Origin of the sequence: Sphingomonas faeni (genome assembly GCF_023195535.1) — a bacterium.
GTDB classification, from domain to species: domain Bacteria; phylum Pseudomonadota; class Alphaproteobacteria; order Sphingomonadales; family Sphingomonadaceae; genus Sphingomonas; species Sphingomonas faeni_B.
The window spans coordinates 16090-36492 of the sequence record NZ_JALPNF010000010.1 but is presented as its reverse complement, the minus strand read 5'-3'; the positions used below and the strand labels follow the sequence as shown (position 1 = coordinate 36492).

Below are 20403 nucleotides of genomic sequence, written 5' to 3'. Positions count from 1 at the left end.
GTAACCTGAGACCGATCTCAGGCAAGTGTCGATCAGCCAAGTTATCGTTTCCTCAGCGACGCAGATCGCAGGCGTTGGGGGGATGCAGCATGAAGACCCGTTTCCGTTGGCTGGCCGGTGTCGCCCTGATTGTCATGCCGGCCGCTGGCCACGCGCAGCCGCAAACGCAGACAGGCCTCTCCCCCGAAATCATCGTGACTGCGACCCCGCTGTCCGACGTCGGCGAAGGGACGCTGCCCTTCCCCGCACAGACCACCAGCGACGAGGAGATCGAGGCCGCGCACGCGACCGACATCACCGACTATTTGAAGCGGATGGCGGGCGGCGTGTTCGTCAACGACATCCAGAACAACCCGTTGCAGCCCGATATAAACTATCGCGGCTTCACCGCATCGCCGCTGCTCGGCACGCCGCAGGGGCTGTCGGTCTATGTCGACGGCGTCCGCGTCAACCAACCGTTCGGCGACGTCGTCAGTTGGGACCTTATCCCCAAATCCGCAATCCGTTCGATGACTCTGGTGCCAGGATCAAACCCGCTGTTCGGGCGTAATTCGCTGGGTGGTGCGATCTCTGTCCGGACCAAGGATGGCAAATCCGACCCCGGTGTCGAGATCGAGGCGAGCTATGGATCATTCGATCGCCGTACCGTCGAGGTGCAGGCCGGCGGCAATGCCGACAGCGGTTTCAACTGGTTCCTGAGTAGCGATTATTTTGCCGAGGACGGCTGGCGCGATGTCTCGCGGTCGGAGGCGGGGCAGGCATTCGGCAAGCTTGGCTGGTCTGATACGAAAACCAACGTCGCGCTGTCGGGAAGCTATGCGAAGACCGACCTCAACGGCAACGGGCTACAGGACCAGCGCCTGCTCGAACGTGATCGGTCCAGCGTCTACACCTATCCCGACACTACCCGGAACACCGCGTACCTGATCAACCTCACGGGCGACCACCGGTTTTCCGACGTTCTCTCCTTTGCCGGCAACGCATTTTTCCGCAGCATCAGGACGCGCACGTTCAACGGCGACATCAACGACGATGCACTCGGCGAGAACCTGTATCAACCCAGCGCCGCCGAGCGCGCCGCACTGACCGTGGCCGGATATAGCGGCTTCCCGGTCGCGGGCGAGACGCAGGCCAACACCCCCTTCCCCAGATGGCGCTGCATCGCCAACGTGCTGCTGAACAGCGAGCCGAACGAGAAGTGCAACGGGCTCGCCAACCGTTCGAACACACGACAGCGCGAGTTCGGCGCGACCGGTGAGCTGACGCTGAAGACGCCAGTCGGGGGCGGTTTCAACGCGCTGACGGTAGGCGCGAGCTACGTCAACGGTCGCTCGGTGTTCGTCCAATCGTCGCAATTCGGCTATCTCACGCCCGACCGCGGCATCGTCCCGGTTATCGGCGCGGGCGCGTTCGCAGATGGGACGCAGGACTCCGAACACGCATTCGATGCGCGCGTCGACCTGACCGGCCGCACGACCACGCTCAGCGCCTATGCGCTCGATGCGTTCGACGTCAGCCGGACGCTGCATGTCGACCTGTCCGCGCGCTATGACCACACCGTCGTCCATAACCGCGATGGGCTTCAACCCGGTGGCGGTACCGGATCGCTCGACGGCGACCACAAGTTCGACCGCGTGAACCCGGCGATCGCGCTGCGCTGGAGTCCGACCGAGACCTTCGCGATCGATGCGGCGCTCGCCCAGACCAGCCGTGCGCCATCGGCGATCGAACTTGGCTGCGCGGACCCCGAGAGCCCCTGCCGCCTGCCCAACGCCTTGGCGGGCGATCCGCCGCTCGACCAGGTCGTTGCGCGCACCGTCGAGACGGGCATCAACGCCGACCTCCACGGTATCGCGCTGCGTCTCGGCGCATTCCGCACTGTCAGTCGGAACGACATCCTGTTCGTTGCCGACGATACCGCGGGCTTCGGCTATTTTCGCAATTTCGGGAAAACTCGCCGCCAGGGTATCGACGTCGATCTCGCCGGCGATGTCGGCCCGGTTCACCTGACCGGCCACTACACGCTGCTCGACGCGACCTATCGCAATGGCGAGACCGTCGACGGCTCGGGCAACAGTTCGAGCGAGCACGTCGCGCCCGGATTCGAAGGCGAGATCGACATCGAGAAGGGTGATCGCGTCCCACTGATCCCGCGACACATCTTGAAGGCCGGCGCACGCTGGAAACCGGTAGAGATGCTATCGCTCAGTGCCGACATGATTGCGATTTCGGGCGTGTATGCGCGCGGCAACGAGAACAACGAGCATGAGCCCGACGGGGTGTACTACCTCGGCGAGGGCAAGACCGACGCGTATGCGGTCGTCAATTTTGGCGCGGAGATCCGCCCGGCCCGCCAGTTGACGATCTTCGCACAGCTCAACAACGCGTTCGACAAGCGCTATGCGACCGCCGCGCAACTGGGCGCGACCGGGTTCGATGCGAGCGGCAACTTCGTCGCGCGACCGTTTGCCGGGCCGGTGATCGACGGCGAACGGCCATTAGCGTCGTCGACCTTCTATGCACCGGGTGCCCCACGCTCGATCCAGGTCGGCGCCAAAGTGCGGTTCTGAGGTCTTGGTCGGCGCTCGTCTTGTGCGAGAAAACAGCATGTCTCCCCGCGAAAGCGAGGCTCCAGACTGGGCTCTCGCCTTCGCGGCACAACAAAGCCGTGCAAGCTGTATCTCGACCGGACGAGGGCAGAACGCTAGGCTCGCTTGCCCACCAGTGGCAGCGATCGTTCCTCAAGACCCGGATAGAAGTGCGACACCGACCGCTGTAGCTCATAGCGCGCGGCCTTCATCGCAGCGAAGCGTGGCGGGATCGCGATCTCGCCGGCTTCGACTGGATCTAATCCAGCCTGGATCGCGTCGGTCAACGCCATATCGATCCAGTCTATCCAGTCGCGGGTCTGGTCGATCGCCGCGTGCGGCGTAGAATCGATCGGCCCATGGCCGGGAATCACCCGGAGCTGTCCCAACCCCTTCAGCGTATCGAGCGACGTACGCCAGTGCGGCAGGTCGGCATGCGGCGTCGATGGCGCACGATCGTGGAACACCAGATCGCCGGCAATCAGCGTCCTCGTCGCTTCGTCATAGATCGCAAGGTCTGCGCCGCTGTGCCCGGCCAACGCCAGGAGCCGGAGCGTGCGGCCGCCGATCGTCTCGCTGGGCGTAGCGATCACATGACCGGGGATGTGCAGCTCGGTCCCGCGCATCCAGTCGCCCAGCAGGCGGTACATGCCATCCGAAAAGCCCGGCCCTTCGCTTTTGAGCTCGGCGATCAGCGCGGGTGTCCCGGCGATCTGCGGAGGCTGGAACGCGGCATCACCGTAGGTGTGATCGGGGTGAAGATGGGTCAGATAGACGCGCGCGACAGGCTTGCCGGTCAGCTTTTTTGCAAGCGCGGTCAGCTCGGTACCATAGCGCAGCGACGGACCCGCATCGACCAGCACTGCGCCGTCCGCGGTATCAAGGATCGTGACGTTGGCGATCGCGCCGCCATTGCCCATCAGGATCGCGTCGTCGGCGCCGCGCACCACCCAGATGCCATCGGCGACGACCTCCGGTTTCAGGCCATATTGAAACGCGGCTGCCACGACCGGCATTGCTGCAACGCTCGCCAGGCAGCCGCCGACGAATGCTCGTCGGTGAATCAGCGACCTGCTCCCTGCACTGCTGCATTCACCGTTGCTGCGGTCAAGGTGCCGGCGTATTCGATGCCGTTGGTGTCACGGCCGTCGAACGAGACCGACTCGCCTGGCTTGATCTTGGGCATGAGCGTCAGGACCGGATCCTCGGCAACCGACGCCTGCATATGAACCGTGCCGATCGCGCTGCCGCCCGAGGACGTGACCTTTATCTGTTCGAGATAATAGGCCGGGATATTGTCGACGAAGCCGGTGTCCATCGGATGCCGGAACGACAGCATGATACGCGCAGCACCGGCACTTTCCCAAAGCCGCCCGCGGGACTCGCCGAGATGCTGCGCCCAGTCGCCCTTGACGCGGCTGACCGGTGGTGCCGAACAGCCGCCGCCCGCCGCGTCGATCCAGCCACCCGAGACGAGCCAGCTGCCGTCCTTCAGCTGTACCGCTCCGCGCACCGGCGTGCGCTGATCGAGCTTGATCCGGGTCGCGATGAACGGCTCGGCATTCGCCAGAGTGAAATCGATCGATTGCTGGATCGGGTTCATATCGGCGAAGATCACGATCCGCATGACGTCGGGTATACCGCGCGCATCGACCTGGACCGGAAAGGAGCGCTGATTTTCCGCGATCTTCGGAAAGTCGACCTTCACTCGCGGATCGAACCGGACGACCGCGTTTTCGCCGAACACCTGCTTGCCGACATAACCGAACATCGGCGAGCCGAGCTGGTCCTTCGGCAGCGCCGCACCGGCGGTGGCAGAAAAGGCCGAAAGGCCGGCGAGCAAGATGCTAAGTGTCTTCATACCTTGGTAGAAAGGTACGCACGAGAGGGATGCGCTACAATCCGACTTTGGGAGGAGAGCCGCGGTGATTCGTATCTTGGTTTTCGCGGTCGCAGTCGCTGCGCAAACGGTCGCTCCTCGCTCCGATATCGACGCCACGACCGGATACCGCACCGCGCATTACCGCGCGATCGTTCCGACCGCCCCCGAGCGCGTACCAAGGATCGATACGACGACCGTGGCGCGGCTGCGCACGAAGAAGCGCGCCATCCTGATCGACGTGATGCCGGCCGAGGGTGGCGTACGCGATGCGGCGACGGGCGTCTGGCGGCTGGCCAAGCCGCGTCCGAGCATCGCTGGGGCGCACTGGTTTCCCGAAGCGGGGCGCGGGGTGGTTGATCCCGGCATCGCGGCATGGTTCGAAACGGGCGTCGCATCGCTTCGCGGCAAGCGCGATCCGCGTCCGCTGATCGTGTTCTGCCTCGCCGACTGCTGGATGAGCTGGAACGCCTCGCGCCGGTTGGCGAAGGCGGGGTACGGGCATGTCTATTGGTATGCGGACGGTACCGATGGTTGGAGCGAAAGCGGGCGACCGCTGGTCGATGCGGTGCCGTTCGGACGTGAATAGCGCATCCTCGAGGGGTGGGATGGGTAGGTATGGGGCAGGCGCAATCCCGTCACGAACCTACCCATCCCGGGCCCCTCCCTTCGCTGGGGAGGGGTAAAGACGTCACCCGGTAAGGCGTTGCGCCGCGGGGCTTATCGTCGTGAAGTTCGGAACATCGCCGAACACCTCTGCTGCTACCGGCGCTGACATCGCCGCATCGCGCACGGCCCCATCGGTGAAGGTCAGTACCGCCACCGCGACGGCAGCCGGCGCATCGTCGTCGGGAAACAACGCCAACGCATCGGTCAGGCCTAGCGGTCCCCATTTCTCCTTCACGAGCGGCATGTGCGTGTCCGTGTAATAGGCGCGATCGAAGCGTGCGCCTTCAGTGACGGGATAGCTGACGAGCAGGATACCGGCCATCTTACTTCGCCTGTGCGAGTGCGGCGGCCATGCGCTTGCCGGCCAATCCAGGGACCTTCACCGCCTTGGCCGCGGCAAGGTTCGCGGAGGGGCCGTTGCCGACCTGGACGACCGCGACCATGCCCATCGCGTAATGGGGCTTGCACTTGATGCCGTAGATGCCCGGCTTGGTGACGGGGAGAACGAACTCCTTGTTCATCAGCCCCGAACTCGGTGCGACCCCGTCAGGCAGCATCGTCGGGATCGTCTCGGCGTTGTGGCTCGGGTTGGTCGGGACGAAGTGGATCACGTCGCCCGGCTGCGCCTTGATGAAAGATGGCTCGAACACCATCATGCCCCCCTGCCCGCTGGTCTTCATATGGACGGTGACGTCCTTGGCGGATGCGGGTGCCGCCGCGAAAACGACGGTTGCCGCCAGTGATGCGATGATAAGCTTCATGCGATACTCTCCTGAAACGCGCGCGGCTCGACCCGCGATTGCCGTCCCCTCACGCACGCTGCGGCACGATCCCGCAATTGCCCTTTGGTGCAATGGCGCGTGCGCCGCAGCAGGTCGATGGTCGCTGCAAGCCACAGATTCGTCCGCCACCACTGACGCGCGGGCGAATTGTACCGAGGAGGGATTATCATGCTGCAGCAGGCACTCGACCAGTTGAAGGGCCAGATCGCGATCCGATCGAAATACGACAATTACATCGGTGGCGAGTGGGTCGCGCCGACCAAGGGGCAGTATTTCGACAACCCTTCCCCCGTCACCGGCAAGACGGTGTGCCAGGTCGCGCGCGGCACCGCCGAGGACATCGAGCTGGCGCTCGACGCCGCGCACGCCGCTAAAGACGCCTGGGGCAAGAGCAGCCCGGCCGAGAGGGCCAACATCCTCAACAAGATCGCCGACCGGATGGAGGAAAAGCTCGATCTGCTCGCAATGGTCGAGACGATCGACAACGGCAAGCCGATCCGCGAGACGACCAACGCCGATATCCCGCTCGCAATCGACCATTTCCGCTATTTTGCCGGCTGCGTCCGCGCGCAGGAAGGCGGCATTTCCGAGATCGACCACGATACGATCGCCTATCATTTTCACGAGCCGCTGGGCGTCGTCGGCCAGATCATCCCGTGGAACTTCCCGATCCTGATGGCGGTGTGGAAGCTCGCACCTGCGCTGGGTGCCGGCAACTGCGTCGTGCTGAAACCCGCCGAGCAGACGCCGATGTCGATCATGGTGCTGATGGACGTGATCGGCGACCTGCTGCCACCGGGCGTGCTGAATGTCGTCAACGGCTTCGGCGTCGAGGCGGGCAAGCCGCTCGCGCAGAACAAGCGCATCGCAAAGATCGCGTTCACCGGCGAGACGACCACCGGCCGCCTGATCATGCAATATGCGACGGAGAACCTGATCCCCGTTACGCTCGAACTCGGCGGCAAGTCGCCCAACATCTTCTTCGCCGACGTGATGGACGCCGACGACGATTATTTCGACAAGTGTCTCGAAGGCTTCGCGATGTTCGCGCTCAATCAGGGCGAGGTCTGCACCTGCCCGAGCCGCGTGCTGATCCAGGAATCGATCTACGAAAAGTTCATCGCGCGCGCGATCGAGCGGGTGAAGGCGATCAAAATGGGCTCGCCGCTCGATCCCTCGACGATGATCGGCGCGCAGGCGTCGAACGACCAGCTCGAGAAGATCCTGTCGTACATCGATATCGGCAAGGCGGAAGGTGCCAAGATTCTGACTGGCGGCGAACGCGCGCAGCACGACGGCGAGTTCTCCGACGGGTATTACATGGAGCCCACGATCATCGAGGGTAACAACAGGATGCGCGTCTTCCAGGAAGAGATCTTCGGACCCGTCGTCGCGGTGACGACCTTCAAGGACGAAGCCGACGCGCTCGCGATCGCCAACGACACGCTCTACGGCCTCGGCGCCGGCGTCTGGTCGCGCAACGGCACGACCGCCTACCGGATGGGCCGCGGTATCCAGGCCGGGCGCGTATGGACCAACTGCTACCACCTCTACCCTGCGCATGCCGCATTCGGTGGCTACAAGCAGTCGGGCATCGGCCGCGAGAACCACAAGATGATGCTCGATCACTATCAGCAGACCAAGTGCCTGCTGGTCAGCTATTCGGCCAAGGCGCTTGGCTTCTTCTGATACAGCTTCTGGTACGCACGCGAGATCGGATCCCCTTTCTCCCATGATCTCGCGACCGCACTGCGGCGGGCCTCAGGGTCCGCCGCATTTTTCCGTTTTCAAGGCTGGCTCCATGACCTTTGCTACGCTCGCCCCGCCCCGGATCCTGTCCACCGCCGCTGCCGATGCGCTGATAGCGAAGCTTGCCGCGCAGCACGGCCCACTGATGTTTCACCAGTCCGGCGGCTGCTGCGATGGGTCGGCGCCGATGTGCTATCCGGCAGAAGAATTCCGCGTCGGAACGCAGGACATCCTGCTCGGGCGGATCGCGCCCGGCACGGCGGAAGGTGGCGTCCCCGTCTGGATCGGCGCCGCGCAATTCGACTATTGGCGGCATACCCAGGTGACGATCGACGTCGTCCCGGGGCGCGGCGCGGGGTTCTCGCTCGAAGGACCCGAGGGACTGCGCTTCATGATCCGCAGCCGCGTCTTTACCGACGCCGAAGTCGATGCGCTCGACGCGGCCGGCCCGCCCGAGCGTGGCGCCTGACCCGGTCGATCGGCGGATGACGGGACTGCCCAAGCATGACATGATCGCGGCGATGTTCGTTCCGCCTCACCCGTCGCGTGCACCGTCCTCACCGATCCGTGTCGCCGCGACCCGCGTGACCGATCCCGAACTGGCGATCCGCGATCTGTTCGGTCGGCTCGATCTGCCCGAACTCGCTGGCATCGTCCTGTTCTGTTCGAGCCGATACCCGCTCGACGCATTGGCCGAAGCGATCGGCAGCCGTGCCGAGGGTCTGACGATCGTCGGTTGTACGTCGTCCGGCGAGATCACGCCGGACGGATTGGACGAGGGCACGATCACCGCGATCGGCTTTCCCGCGAGCGATTTCCGATTGAGCGCGACCTGTTTCGAGAATCTCGACACGTTCGATGCGCGCGTCGCACAGCAGACGGTGCGCTCGATGGTCGCCACCGCGGCGCTGCCAGGACCGCAACTGGGCGACACGCCAAGCCACGCCGCGATCTTCCTGGTCGACGGGCTTTCGCATCGCGAAGAGATGCTGACGCTGACGTTGCAGGATGCGCTGGGCGAGGTGCCGCTGATCGGCGGCTCGTCGGGCGATGGCCTCGATTTCCGCGAGACGTTCGTGTTCTACGAAGGGCAGTTTCGCCGCGACGCCGCGATCGTCGCAATCCTGTCGTCGTCGCGACGCATGAAGGTGTTTCGTGCACAGCATTACGGCCCGGGCGGCGTCAAGATGGTCATCACCGTCGCCGACCCGGTGACGCGCATCGTCCATGAGATCAATGCCGAGCCCGCGGTCGAGGAATATGCGCGGCTGATCGGCACGACCGTGGCGGAACTCAGCCCCAACCACTTCGCGGCACACCCGCCGATGGTCCGCGCAGGCGGCGAATATTTCGTGCGATCGATCCAGACCGCGAACCCCGATGGTAGCCTCACCTTCTACTGCGCGATCGACGAGGGTATCGTCCTGACGTTGGGCGAAGCGACCGACATCATGCAGAATCTCCACGACCTGTTCGAAAATCTCGATCTTTCGGTCGGCGGGATCGACCGTATCCTCGGCTTCGACTGTGTCCTGAATAACGTCGAGGTTGAGCAGCGCCAATTGCGCAGCGCGGTATCGGCGCTGTTCGCAGATCGAGGTGTCGTTGGGTTCAATACGTACGGCGAGCAATATCACGCGCTGCACGTCAACCAGACTTTCAGCGGGCTGGCGATCGGGCGATGATCGCGGATACTGATGGGCATCGCGACGACCGGGTCGCCTCGCTCGAAATCCAGCTGGGGAAACTCGCGCGGATCAACGCGTCGCTGATGGGCCGGGTCGAGCGATCGACCGATCTGCGCGGCAACGCTTTTTCGGTGTTTGAGACCGCGATCTCGCTGGAGGGGAAGGTCCGTGAACGGACGGCGGACCTGGAACGCGCGCTCGGCGAACTCGCCTCGACCAACGCCGAACTCGCTCAGGCGACCGACGCCGCAGACAGTGCACGCCGCCGTTTGGGCGACGCGATCGAAACGATCAACGAGGGATTCGCGATCTTCGACGCGGACGATCGGCTGGTGCTATGCAACCAGACCTATTTGTCGCTTTGGCCCAAGGTCGCCGACCAGATCGTACCAGGTGTGCGCTTCGACGAGATTCTAGGCAAGATCGGCGAAACCAGCGGGATGCTCGGAGCGATGGTCGCACCCGATCGCTGGATATCGGAGCGTGGCGCGGCGCATGAGCTCGCTGAGGGTGGCCAGGTTATCGCGCTTGCCGACGGCCGCTGGATCCAGGTCAACGAGCGGCGCACAACCGAAGGCGGCGTCGTCGGCGTCTATACCGACATCACCGACATCAAGGCCGAGGATGCCCGATTGCGCGCGCGCGAGCTCGCCGAGCGCGCGGTCGTGTTGCAGGCGACGCTCGATGCGATGCCGCAGGGCGTGTGCGTGTTCGATCGTGAACGCGCGCTGCTTGCGTGGAACGATCCGCTGCTCGCGTTTCTCAAGCTGCAGCCGACGCGGGCAAGGCTGGAAATAGCGGAGCACGCCGCATTGATCCAGTGGTGCCGCACCGCGTTACCGCGTGCCGACGCTGCCGACACGCTTGGCTGGCTCGGCGAAGGAGAACCGGAAATCGTAGCAGTTCGCGCGCTGGAGGATGGCCGCAGCGTCGAGGTGCGACGATTGCCGATGCCGGGAGGCGGCATGGTGATGAGCTTCGACGACGTCACCGACCGGCTGCGTGCGGCGGCGGCGTTGCGCGAGACGAACGAGACGCTCGAACGCCGGGTGCAGGAACGCACTGCCGCGGTCGTCGCGGTCAATATGGAGCTTCAGCAGCAGGTCGCTGAACGCGTCGCCGCCGAGGCCGCGATGCGCGAGGCGAAGACCGCCGCGGAACAGGCGAACCTGTCGAAGACACGGTTCCTCGCCGCCGCGAGCCACGATCTCTTGCAGCCGTTGAACGCCGCGCGATTGTTTGTCTCGGCCTTGGCAACACGCCGATTGGCGCCGGCGAATCGGACGTTGGTCGAACAGACCGGCTCGGCGCTAGACTCGATTGAGGACTTGCTCGAAGCACTGCTGGAAATCTCGAAGCTCGACGCAGGCGCGGTAACGCCCGAGATCACTGACGTGCCGCTCGGCGAATTGATGCGCGCGCTGCACGCCGAGTTCGCGCTGGCGGCAAGCACGCGCGGGTTGACGCTGACTGTCGAGCCGACCACCGCCTGGGTCCGCACGGACGCGCGCCTGCTGCGACGAATCCTGCAGAACTTCTTGTCGAACGCGCTGCGCTACACCCGGCAGGGTGGCGTTGTGATGGCCGCACGGCACGAAGGAGCGCATGTCCAGATCGCGGTCACCGATACTGGTGCGGGGATCGATCCCACGCACCATGGTGAGATCTTCGAAGAGTTTCGCCGGCTGAACTCGGGGCATGAGCGTGGCATGGGTCTAGGCCTCGCGATCGTGCAGCGTGCCGGGCGAATGCTAGACCACCCGATCGGCGTGCGATCGGCGATCGGTCAAGGGTCGACCTTCTGCGTGACGGTGCCGCTGACAGTCGAGGGTACGCGTCAGATTTGCGCCGCCACCCCCGCCGCCCGCCGCGGGATCGCCGCGCGCACCGTGCTAGTAATCGACAACGAGGAAATAATCCTCGAAGGCATGCGGGCCGTACTGGAGGGCTGGGGTTGCGACGTCTTGACCGCGGTCGGTGGGTCCGAGGCGAGGGAAGCGATCGCCGCGTCTAGCGCACCGGTAGAGGTGATCCTGGCGGACTATCATCTGGGTAACGGCATGACCGGGGAAGTCGTCGTGGCCCAGTTGCGTACGTTGCTCGACCGGCCGACACCGGCGGTGATCATCACCGCGGACCGCGAACCGGACCTGCGCGACCGGTTGCTGGGTGCCGGTCTGCATGTATTGCAGAAGCCGGTGAAGCCGGCGCAGTTGCGGGCGTTGCTGGCGCGGCTGACAGGGTAGAACACGCAAAAGGCGATTGTCATCCCCCGGGGGGGGGCGCCCGAAGGAGGGGGTGGCAAACGACCATCTCCGTTCCGTAACCTCCCCCTCAGTCGCGTTCGCGACACCCCCTCCTGGCAAGGGAAGGTTAAAAGCTCGAATGTCGGTAAACTTTAATCGGTCTCCTCAGTGCCGGGCCGCCAACGGTGCCGGCACGAAATTGATCTTGTTTGCCAGGATCACGGCTTGGGTCCTGCTATAAACGTTCAGTTTCGCCAGGATCGCCGAGACGTGCGCCTTCACCGTCGTCATCGAGACATCAAGTTCAAACGCGATCTGCTTGTTGAGCTTGCCGCCGACGACCAGCCCCAACACGACGCGCTGTTGCGGCGTCAACGTTTCGACGCGGCGGCGGATGTCGTCGAGTGCGACATTGTCCGCGCCGATAGTCCGGAATTCTTCCGGCATGAAGACGTCGCCCGCCAGGATTGACTGGATCGCCTCGACGATCGCGCTGCGCTTGAGCGACTTCGGGATGAACCCGGCCGCGCCGTTGGCAATCGACGCGCTGATCAAACCGCCCTCGCACGCACCCGATACGATCACGACGGGTACCGACGGGAACCGGTCGCGCATCTGGGCAAGTCCCGAAAACCCTTCGGCATCGGGCATGTTGAGATCGAGCAGGACGAGGTCGAAATCGCCTTCACGCTCGACGATTGCGATGGCCTCGGCGATCGACGACGCCTCGAACAATTCGCACTGATCGAACGCGACCGAGATGACGGTGCGGAGTCCGTCCCGTACGAGCGGATGATCGTCCGCGATTAGCACCCGTTCCACGTCATGCCCCCCTGCCCGCGGCTGGTGTACCGGCTCAGCGCGCGACAAGGAATGGGATGCCGCCTGCGACATCCCATTCTCGATCATCACGATTTTGGCAGCTTGAACACCCAGAGCGCACCGCCCTGGTTGATATGCTGCACCGCCTTGGCGACCTCACCACCCCATAGCGGCACCGCGCCACCCCAGCCCGACATGACCGCGACGAACTGCTCGCCGTCCTGGGTCCAAGTGACCGGCGAACCGACCACGCCCGATCCGGTGTTGAACTTCCAGAGTTCCTTGCCGGTCTTCGCGTCGAATGCCTTCAGATAGCCCTCGGGCGTGCCGGTGAAGACCAAATTCCCCGCGGTCGCGAGCACCCCGCCCCACAGTGGCGCCTTGTTGTTGTATTCCCACGCGATCTTGCCGGTGGCGGGATCGATCGCGCGCAGCACGCCGATATGATCGGGGTACAGCGGCTTGATCGTGAAGCCCGCGCCCAGATAGGCCGCGCCCTTCTTGTACGCGATCGGCTCGTTCCAGATATCCATGCCCCATTCGTTGGAAGGCACGTAGAACATCCCCGTCTGGCCGCTATACGCCATCGGCATCCAGTTCTTGGCGCCGAGGAACGCAGGCGCGGAGAACACCGTCGTACCCTTTTCGGTCGAAGGCGGACCCGGACGGTTGGTATCGTCGAAGATGGGCCGGCCGGCCTTGGTATAGCCCTTTGCCCAGGTCGTCTTGGACACGAACGGATTGGCCGAGATGAACTTGCCGGTCGTCCGGTCTAGCACGAAGAAATAGCCGTTGCGATTAGCTTGCGCGCCAAGCTTCATCATCTTGCCGCCGATCTTGGCATCGAACGGGATGAACTCGTTCACGCCGTCGAAATCCCAGCCGTCGTGCGGCGTATACTGGTAATGCCATTTGATTTCGCCGGTGTCGGCATCGATCGCCAGCGTCGACGAGGTGTAGAGATTGTCGCCCGGCCGCAGATGGCTGTTCCAAGGTGCCGGGTTGCCGGTACCGAAAAAGAGCAGATTGGTGTCGGGATCGTAGGTGCCGCCCAGCCATGGCGCGCCGCCGCCAGTCTTGTACTGATCGCCCTGCCAACTCGCGTTGGTCTTGCCGGTGATCGTTGAGTCCTTGCCGTTGAGCGAGCCCATATTGCCTTCGATCGTCGGCCGCGACCAGACCAGCTCGCCGGTGTTGACGTCGCGCGCCTCGACTTTGCCGATGACGCCGAACTCACCGCCCGAATTGCCATAGATCACCTTGCCCTTGACGATGATCGGTGCCGCGGTGTTCGAGTAACCCGCCGCGTAATCCTGCAGCGTCTTGTTCCAGATCACCTTGCCGGTGTTGCGGTTGAGCGCGACCATGTGCGCGTCGAGCGTCGCGAAGATGATCTTGTCGCCGTAGATCGCCGCACCGCGGTTGACCACGTCGCAGCAGGGCATAATGCCGTCGGGCAGACGCGCGTCGTATTGCCACTTCTCTTCGCCGGTCTTCGCATCGAACGCGAACAGTCGCGAATAGGAGCCGGTCACGTAGATCGTGCCGTCATAGACGATCGGCTGCGATTCCTGGCCGCGCTGCTTTTCACCACCGAGCGAGGCGGAGAAGGCCGGGACCAGCTTGGCGACATTGGTATCGTTGATCTGGGTGATCGTGCTGTAGCGCTGAGCCTTGGGCCCCATGCCGTAGGTCAGAATGTCGCCAGGGGTGTTCGCGTCGCTCATCAGGTCGGCGTCGGTCGGGCCGGCCCCGGCCATCGGCGGCGCGGCAGGTGCCGCCGGCGTCGCAGCCGGGGCGGCAGCATCCTTGACCGCCGCTGCGAGCGGCGTCGTCGCCATCATGGCGGCCCCCGCCAGCAGTGCGGCCGCGCGCGTCATGCGAAACGTCATCGTCTTCTCCCCTCCTGTTCGTCCATTCATTGGATCGACCCGTTCTTTGAACCGTCTTGGAATTTTCTCAGGATAATCTCAGACTCGCCACCGCCACATAGGACCTTCGGTCGCTGCGACCACGCTAGATCGAGATTGGCGTTTTCGGCGAGACACCGTACCGTGCGAAAATGGCGTCCAGCGTTCCGTCGGTGCGAAATCCGGCGATCATCGTATCGAGTGCGTCCGCCAGATCGCGGCTGTCGTCCTTGACCGCCATGCCGATGTCCCAACCCGGACTCGGCAGTGCTGGCAGGGGGCCTTTGCGGACCTTCACCGTCTTACTGCCGCCATGAAGCGCATGTTCGATCTGCGCGCGGCTCGCCATCGCGACGTCGGCGTCGCCGGTCTTGACTGCGTCGATCGCCGCCTGACCGCTGGTGAGATGCTTGACGTCGGGGCGCAGCACGCCGCCGAACGAGCCAGACAGATAGAAGTCAGGGATGCTGTCGAGCTCGGCAACCAGGCGCATGCCCTTGAACGCCGCGGGCGCGACCTCGCAGTCGGTGTCGAGGCCGCAGGCCATCTGGAAACCTTCGCGGTAGTAAGGCGCGCCGATCACCGCACGGTCGTTGGCGAGCGCGAACGCCCGATCGACCGGCACGTGCATCATCACGTCGCAGACCGTCCCGCCGACCAGCGAGCCGCGCCACACCATGTTTCGGAGATCGTCCGACACCCCCTCGTCCGCGAGGAAGTCGATCGGTTCGGCACGGACCCCGAGTTTCTTCGCGATGGCTTCGGCGATCTCGACGTCGATCCCGACGATCTTGCCGTCCCGCTTCCACGACCATGGCTCGAAATCGCGGTATACCGCGACGCGCAGCACGCCGTTCGCCTTGATCTTGTCGATCGGTGCCGCTGCCGCCGTTCCGAACGGCACCAGCGCGGCGCTGGCCAATGCGCCGCCGAGAAACGCCCGCCGCGATGGTCTCACGATCACTCCTCCGAATGCTTCGTGTCGAGCCAGGAACGGATCGCCCAGCCGGCCTTCTGCCCCAGCACGTCGCCCATCGGCGGCATGTACACCTTGCCATCGCGGACCGAGCCATGCTGGAATCGCTGGATGTACCATTCGTCACCCGCCTCGCCGACGTCGAGATAGCGCAGGTCCGGCGCGATCCCGCCGGAGATGGCCTCCAAGCCGTGGCAGCGCGCGCAATTCTGGCCATACGCGCTCTCGCCGATCTTGATCGCGGTCGCGTCGCTGCGATACGGGTTCACCTTCAGCCATGTAGTGCCAATGTCCTTCAGCGCGGTCGTGTCGACGGCTTGGGGCGTTACATTGCCATGCGCATACACATTGATGCCGATCGATCCGGCCGCGACCATTGCCGAAGCCGCGAAGACGAACCGCGATACTCTTCCAGCCATTCCAAACACCTCACCATTGCCGTCGGCCGATCTGACGCGGCATGGCAGAACCCTATGGACGGCCCACGCGCTAGTCCTATTGCACTTTGGTATCAGGGTGTTGCGCGCTCATCGGAGTTAGTGTCGGCAAATGCGAACCCTGACCCTGCTTCCCCTGCTGGCGTTGACCGCCGCCGCTCCTGCACTTGCGGAGACGATCTACGTTTCCAACGAGAAGGGAAACTCGATCACCGTCATAGACGGCGCGACGCTGAAACCGATCGCGACGTGGCCAGTTGGCCGTCGCCCGCGCGGCATCATCCTGTCGCGTGACGGTACTCAGCTCTACGTCTGCGCCAGCGACGAGAATGCCGTGCAGGTGATTGACAGCAAGACCGGCAAGCTCATCGCCGACCTGCCTTCGGGCGAGGATCCGGAGACGTTCGCGCTCTCCCCCGACGGCACGCTGCTGTTCGCCTCCAACGAGCGGGACGCCGCGGTCACCGCGATCGACGTGCCGGGGCGGAAAGTCGCGTTCCAAGTCGTGGTCGGCGTCGAGCCCGAGGGGATGGCGGTCAGTCCCGACGGCAAGACCGCGGTATCGACCGCGGAGACCGACAATTCGCTCCACTGGATCGATATCGCCAGCCACCAGCCGACCGGCGTCACCGCGGTCGAGCAACGTCCGCGTCATGCCGAATATACGCGCGACGGCAAACAGTTATGGGTTTCGGCCGAGATCGGCGGGACGGTTCAGATCGTCGACACCGCAGCTCGGACGGTAACCGACACGATCCGCTTCGCAATCCCCGGCACCAACCCCGAGAAGATCATGCCGGTCGGCATCCGGTTTACCCCCGATCACAAGACCGCGTTGGTTGCCTTGGGCCGCGGCAACGCCGTCGCGTTCATCGACGTTGCCAGCCACAAGGTGACGCGGATCGTTCCCGTCGGCCTCCGCGTCTGGCACCTCGCGATCAGCCCCGACGGCAGGCGCGCCTTCGCCGCCAATGGCCTCAGCGACACCGTGTCGGTGATCGACATCGCGACCGCCAAGGTGACCGCGACGATCCCCGCCGGCCGCGCACCCTGGGGAGTCGCGATCGCACCCTGACGTCATTCGCACGCCGGACCCAAAGTCTAATTTTCGCGACCGCCTGTATCCGCCAGCCTTTGCAACAAGGCGCAGATCACATCGCGTCGCAAAGGGAGGTTTCGATGATCGGACTAGGCAATCTGCTGGCAACGGCGGCAGGCGGGACTTTACTGTGCTGTGCGGCAACGCCCGCTTTCGCACAGGCCGATGACACGACCAGTCAGTTGCTCTTGCGCTTGAAGGAAAAGGGCATCCTCACCAATGACGAATACAACGCGCTCGTTGCCCGCAAGACCGCCGAAGTCGCACCGTCTCAGCCTACCGCCGTCGCCACCAGTGCGCCCCAGGCGCCGCAACAGGCCGCGCAGGCTCAGCTTGACGACAAGCGCTCCGTCCGCATGACCGAAGCCGGCGTCGGCATGGAGTTCGGCGGCGTGACCGTGAAATTCTCCGGATCGGTCAACGGCTTCTACGTCCACGACAATGGCGACCGCGCGATTGCCAGCAATACCGTCGTCGGCGGCCTCGCCGCCGTTGGCAGAAGCAGCTCGTCGATCCGCAACGGCCTGTTGCCCGGCATCTTCGGCATCGACGTATCGACCAACCAGGGCGGTTGGGACGTCGCCGCGCATATTGGCCTGTATCCCGGCATCAACAGCGTCTCCAACGTGGGCGGGGCCAATTCAGCCGGTACGCCGCAAGCGCTCGCCACATCGGGCATCGACGCCCGCCAGACCTACCTTACCTTCGGAAAGCCCAATTTCGGCACGATCAAGGTCGGTCGCGACATCGGCCTGTTCGGCTCGGACGCGATCCTCAACGATATTACACTGCTCGGCGTCGGCTCGACCGGCGGCAACGTCGCGCCGTCGAACACCTCGCTCGGGCGGATCGGCATCGGCTATATCTACACCGACTTCCAGCCCCAGATCACCTATTCCAGCCCCAAATTCGGTGGGCTCCAGGTAAGCGCCGGCATCTTCCAGCCGCTCCAGACGATCGGCAATTCGGAGGTCAATGGTTCGCCCGGCTTCCAAGCTAAAGTCACCTATGACTTCAAGTCGGATCAGCTCGGTGGACACTTTTGGGCTGGCGGCATCACCCAGAAGCATGACGGGGTCGATGGATCTCCCAGCTACACCGGCAGCGGCTTCGATGTCGGCGCGAAGCTGACCTATGCCGGCTTTGGTTTGCTTGGTTACTATTACAATGGCTCGGGCATCGGTACGACCGGCTTGTTCATCCTCTCCACAGACGCCGCCGGGCGCAAGCGCGACAGTAGCGGCTATTATGCCCAGGGCACGTACACGATCGGCAAGCTCACGCTCGGCGGAAGCTACGGCGCGAGCTTCCTCGATCTTGCCCGCAACGAGGTCAACCCGACGCTGCTTGACAAGAACAGCAGTTGGGTCGGTCAGGCGCGCTACGGCCTGACCAGCTGGGTCACGCTGATCGGCGAATACACGCGGACCAAGGCCGAGGCCCATAACGGCAACGATGCCAAGTCCGATACTTTGGCAGCGGGTGCGATCCTGTTCTTCTGATCCGACGCCCGGCCGCGGGACATCATCGCCCCGCGGCCTCTTCTTTCCGGGACACCTATGACCGAACAGACCATCTTCCCCGTAACCAGTGGCTGGGCCGACCACGCCCGCATCGACGGGGACGGCTACGACACGCTGTATGAAGCGGCGTCGAGCAATCCGGGCGCGTTCTGGCTGGAACAGGCGAAGCGGCTGGACTGGACGAAGGTACCCGAGATCGCAGGCGACTGGTCGTTCGCGAAAGATGATTTCCACATCAAATGGTTCGAGGACGGCGAACTGAACGTCGCCGCGAACTGTCTAGACCGGCATCTCGATACACGCGGCGATCAGGTCGCGATCATCTGGGAGCCGGACTGCCCCACCGATGCGCCTCGTCACATCACCTACCGCGAACTCCATGCCGGAGTGTGCCGCTTCGCCAACGTGCTGACCGCGCAGGGCGTTGCGAAGGGCGATCGCGTCACGATCTACCTGCCGATGATCCCCGAAGCGGCATTCGCGGTACTCGCCTGCGCGCGGCTCGGTGCGGTGCATTCGGTGGTGTTCGGCGGCTTCTCCCCCGAGGCGATTGCCGGGCGGATCGAGGATTGTGGATCGACGATCGTCGTCACCGCCGACGAAGGCTGTCGTGGCGGCAAGCGCATTCCATTGAAGGCCAATGTCGATGCCGCCGCCGAAAAGGCTCCAGGCCTCAAGCGCGTCATCGTCGTCAAGGCGACCGGCGGCGACGTGACGATGCACACCCGCGACGTCTGGTATCACGAAGCAGCCGAGGGAGTCGGCACCGACTGCCCCGCGGTGCCGGTCGCCGCCGAAGATCCGCTGTTCGTGCTCTACACCAGCGGATCGACCGGCAAGCCCAAGGGCGTGCTGCACACTAGTGGCGGCTATCTGCTCTGGGCGGCCTACACCCATGAGATGGCGTTCGATTACCAGCCCGGCGACATCTACTGGTGTGCCGCCGATATCGGTTGGGTCACCGGCCACACGTACATCCTCTACGGCCCGCTAGCCAATGGTGCGACGACCTTGATGTACGAGGGGCTTCCGAACTGGCCGAACGCCAGCCGGATCTGGGAGATCGTCGATCGCCACAAGGTCCACACACTGTTTACCGCACCGACCGTGCTGCGCGCGCTGATGAAAGAAGGCGACGATTTCGTCACGCGCACCGATCGCTCGTCGCTCAAGCTGCTCGGCAGTGTCGGCGAACCGATCAATCCCGAGGCATGGCGCTGGTATCACGATGTCGTCGGCGGCGGACGAGCGCCGATCATCGACGCGTGGTGGCAGACCGAGACCGGCGGTATCATGATCTGCCCACTGCCCGGCGCGACCGCATTGAAGCCGGGTTCGGCAACCAAGCCCCTGCCCGGCGTGACGCTGGAACTGGTCGACGAGAAGGGCAACGTGCTGGTCGGTCCGGCGGAAGGCAACCTCGTCATCACGCAGAGCTGGCCAGGCCAGATGCGGACCGTCTGGGGCGATCACGAACGCTTCTTTCAGACCTATTTCTCGACCTACCAGGGCAAGTATTTCACCGGCGATGGATGTCGCCGCGATGAGGACGGTTATTACTGGATCACCGGCCGCGTCGACGACGTGATCAACGTTAGCGGGCACCGGATGGGCACGGCCGAAGTCGAAAGCGCGCTGGTGCTGCACAAACACGTCGCCGAGGCGGCAGTGGTCGGCATGCCGCACGACGTGAAGGGCCAGGGCATCTACGCCTATGTCACACTCAACGACGGCATCGACCATAGCCACGACCTGCGCGACGAGCTGTGCCGCTGGGTACGCACCGAGATCGGCCCGATCGCAACCCCCGACAAACTCCAATTCGCTCCGGCTTTGCCCAAGACGCGCTCGGGAAAGATCATGCGCCGCATCCTGCGCAAGATCGCGGAAGGCGACACCTCGAGCCTCGGCGACACCAGCACGCTGGGCGATCCAAGCGTCGTCGATCACCTGATCGCCAACCGGGTCGGATGATCAAGCAGCTAGTCCGGCGCGATTTGGCCAAGTCGTACTTAAGGCCAATTCCCTCGCATCG

General features: G+C 64.1%; 17 protein-coding genes. 9 read left to right on the top strand and 8 right to left on the bottom strand.

The window, feature by feature from the left end; translation table 11 throughout:
* The first annotated feature begins 89 nt into the window (after positions 1–89).
* Positions 90–2570: a TonB-dependent receptor gene (locus SPHN_RS15765; protein WP_031441035.1), complete on the top strand. Its 2481-nt coding sequence runs from the start codon at positions 90–92 to the stop codon at positions 2568–2570.
* Between the two features lie 134 nt (positions 2571–2704).
* Here SPHN_RS15765 and SPHN_RS15760 read toward each other — a convergent pair whose 3' ends face one another.
* Positions 2705–3604 carry a quinoprotein relay system zinc metallohydrolase 1 gene (locus SPHN_RS15760; RefSeq protein ID WP_248524685.1) on the bottom strand — a complete coding sequence of 300 codons (900 nt, stop codon included), beginning with the start codon at positions 3602–3604 and terminating at the stop codon, positions 2705–2707.
* Positions 3605–3651: 47 nt separating this feature from the next.
* A complete protein-coding gene (locus SPHN_RS15755) occupies positions 3652–4449 on the bottom strand; it encodes a quinoprotein dehydrogenase-associated SoxYZ-like carrier (protein WP_042467285.1) in 798 nt (265 codons plus the stop codon).
* Positions 4450–4513: 64 nt separating this feature from the next.
* Between SPHN_RS15755 and SPHN_RS15750 the strand changes: the two genes are divergently transcribed.
* The gene (locus SPHN_RS15750) at positions 4514–5056 is read left to right on the top strand and encodes a hypothetical protein (RefSeq protein ID WP_082446289.1); all 543 of its coding nucleotides are present in this window, start codon (positions 4514–4516) and stop codon (positions 5054–5056) included.
* A gap of 102 nt (positions 5057–5158) precedes the next feature.
* Here the strand turns inward: SPHN_RS15750 and SPHN_RS15745 are convergent, their stop codons facing one another.
* Both SPHN_RS15745 and SPHN_RS15740 read right to left on the bottom strand, forming a co-directional pair.
* On the bottom strand, positions 5159–5458 hold the full coding sequence (locus SPHN_RS15745) for an EthD family reductase (protein ID WP_031441032.1): 300 nt from the start codon (positions 5456–5458) through the stop codon (positions 5159–5161).
* Position 5459: 1 nt separating this feature from the next.
* Positions 5460–5897 carry a pseudoazurin gene (locus SPHN_RS15740; RefSeq protein WP_031441031.1) on the bottom strand — a complete coding sequence of 146 codons (438 nt, stop codon included), beginning with the start codon at positions 5895–5897 and terminating at the stop codon, positions 5460–5462.
* 189 nt (positions 5898–6086) lie between these two features.
* Between SPHN_RS15740 and adh the strand changes: the two genes are divergently transcribed.
* The 4 genes from adh to SPHN_RS15720 all read left to right on the top strand — a co-directional run bounded on the left by adh (position 6087) and on the right by SPHN_RS15720 (position 11601).
* Positions 6087–7607, top strand: coding sequence for an aldehyde dehydrogenase (adh, locus tag SPHN_RS15735; RefSeq protein ID WP_056025322.1), 1521 nt, complete (start codon positions 6087–6089; stop codon positions 7605–7607).
* Between the two features lie 112 nt (positions 7608–7719).
* A complete protein-coding gene (locus tag SPHN_RS15730) occupies positions 7720–8136 on the top strand; it encodes a DUF779 domain-containing protein (RefSeq protein ID WP_031441028.1) in 417 nt (138 codons plus the stop codon).
* 40 nt (positions 8137–8176) lie between these two features.
* A complete protein-coding gene (locus SPHN_RS15725) occupies positions 8177–9352 on the top strand; it encodes an FIST N-terminal domain-containing protein (RefSeq protein ID WP_151992476.1) in 1176 nt (391 codons plus the stop codon).
* Positions 9349–11601 (top strand): hybrid sensor histidine kinase/response regulator, encoded by a 2253-nt coding sequence (locus SPHN_RS15720; protein WP_031441026.1) that lies wholly within the window; start codon positions 9349–9351, stop codon positions 11599–11601. Before SPHN_RS15725 ends, SPHN_RS15720 begins: the two co-directional genes overlap by 4 nt.
* 165 nt (positions 11602–11766) lie before the next feature.
* Here the strand turns inward: SPHN_RS15720 and SPHN_RS15715 are convergent, their stop codons facing one another.
* The 4 genes from SPHN_RS15715 to pedF all read right to left on the bottom strand — a co-directional run bounded on the left by SPHN_RS15715 (position 11767) and on the right by pedF (position 15686).
* Positions 11767–12423, bottom strand: a complete 657-nt coding sequence (locus tag SPHN_RS15715; protein ID WP_042467292.1) for a response regulator — start codon at positions 12421–12423, stop codon at positions 11767–11769.
* Positions 12424–12509: 86 nt separating this feature from the next.
* A complete protein-coding gene (locus SPHN_RS15710; RefSeq protein ID WP_234422911.1) occupies positions 12510–14183 on the bottom strand; it encodes a methanol/ethanol family PQQ-dependent dehydrogenase in 1674 nt (557 codons plus the stop codon).
* Between the two features lie 256 nt (positions 14184–14439).
* Positions 14440–15291 (bottom strand): substrate-binding periplasmic protein, encoded by an 852-nt coding sequence (locus tag SPHN_RS15705; RefSeq protein ID WP_056025361.1) that lies wholly within the window; start codon positions 15289–15291, stop codon positions 14440–14442.
* 2 nt (positions 15292–15293) lie between these two features.
* Positions 15294–15686 carry a cytochrome c-550 PedF gene (pedF, locus tag SPHN_RS15700; protein WP_407818298.1) on the bottom strand — a complete coding sequence of 131 codons (393 nt, stop codon included), beginning with the start codon at positions 15684–15686 and terminating at the stop codon, positions 15294–15296.
* A 172-nt stretch (positions 15687–15858) separates the two neighbouring features.
* On the opposite strand from pedF, the gene SPHN_RS15695 reads away from it, so the two are divergent.
* From SPHN_RS15695 to acs, 3 genes are all read left to right on the top strand, one after another.
* Positions 15859–16821, top strand: coding sequence for a PQQ-dependent catabolism-associated beta-propeller protein (locus tag SPHN_RS15695; protein WP_031439389.1), 963 nt, complete (start codon positions 15859–15861; stop codon positions 16819–16821).
* Between the two features lie 104 nt (positions 16822–16925).
* Entirely contained in the window at positions 16926–18347 is a 1422-nt protein-coding gene (locus tag SPHN_RS15690; RefSeq protein WP_248524684.1) for a porin, read from the top strand.
* 57 nt (positions 18348–18404) lie between these two features.
* The gene (acs, locus tag SPHN_RS15685) at positions 18405–20342 is read left to right on the top strand and encodes an acetate--CoA ligase (RefSeq protein WP_031439391.1); all 1938 of its coding nucleotides are present in this window, start codon (positions 18405–18407) and stop codon (positions 20340–20342) included.
* Positions 20343–20403 lie beyond the last annotated feature (61 nt).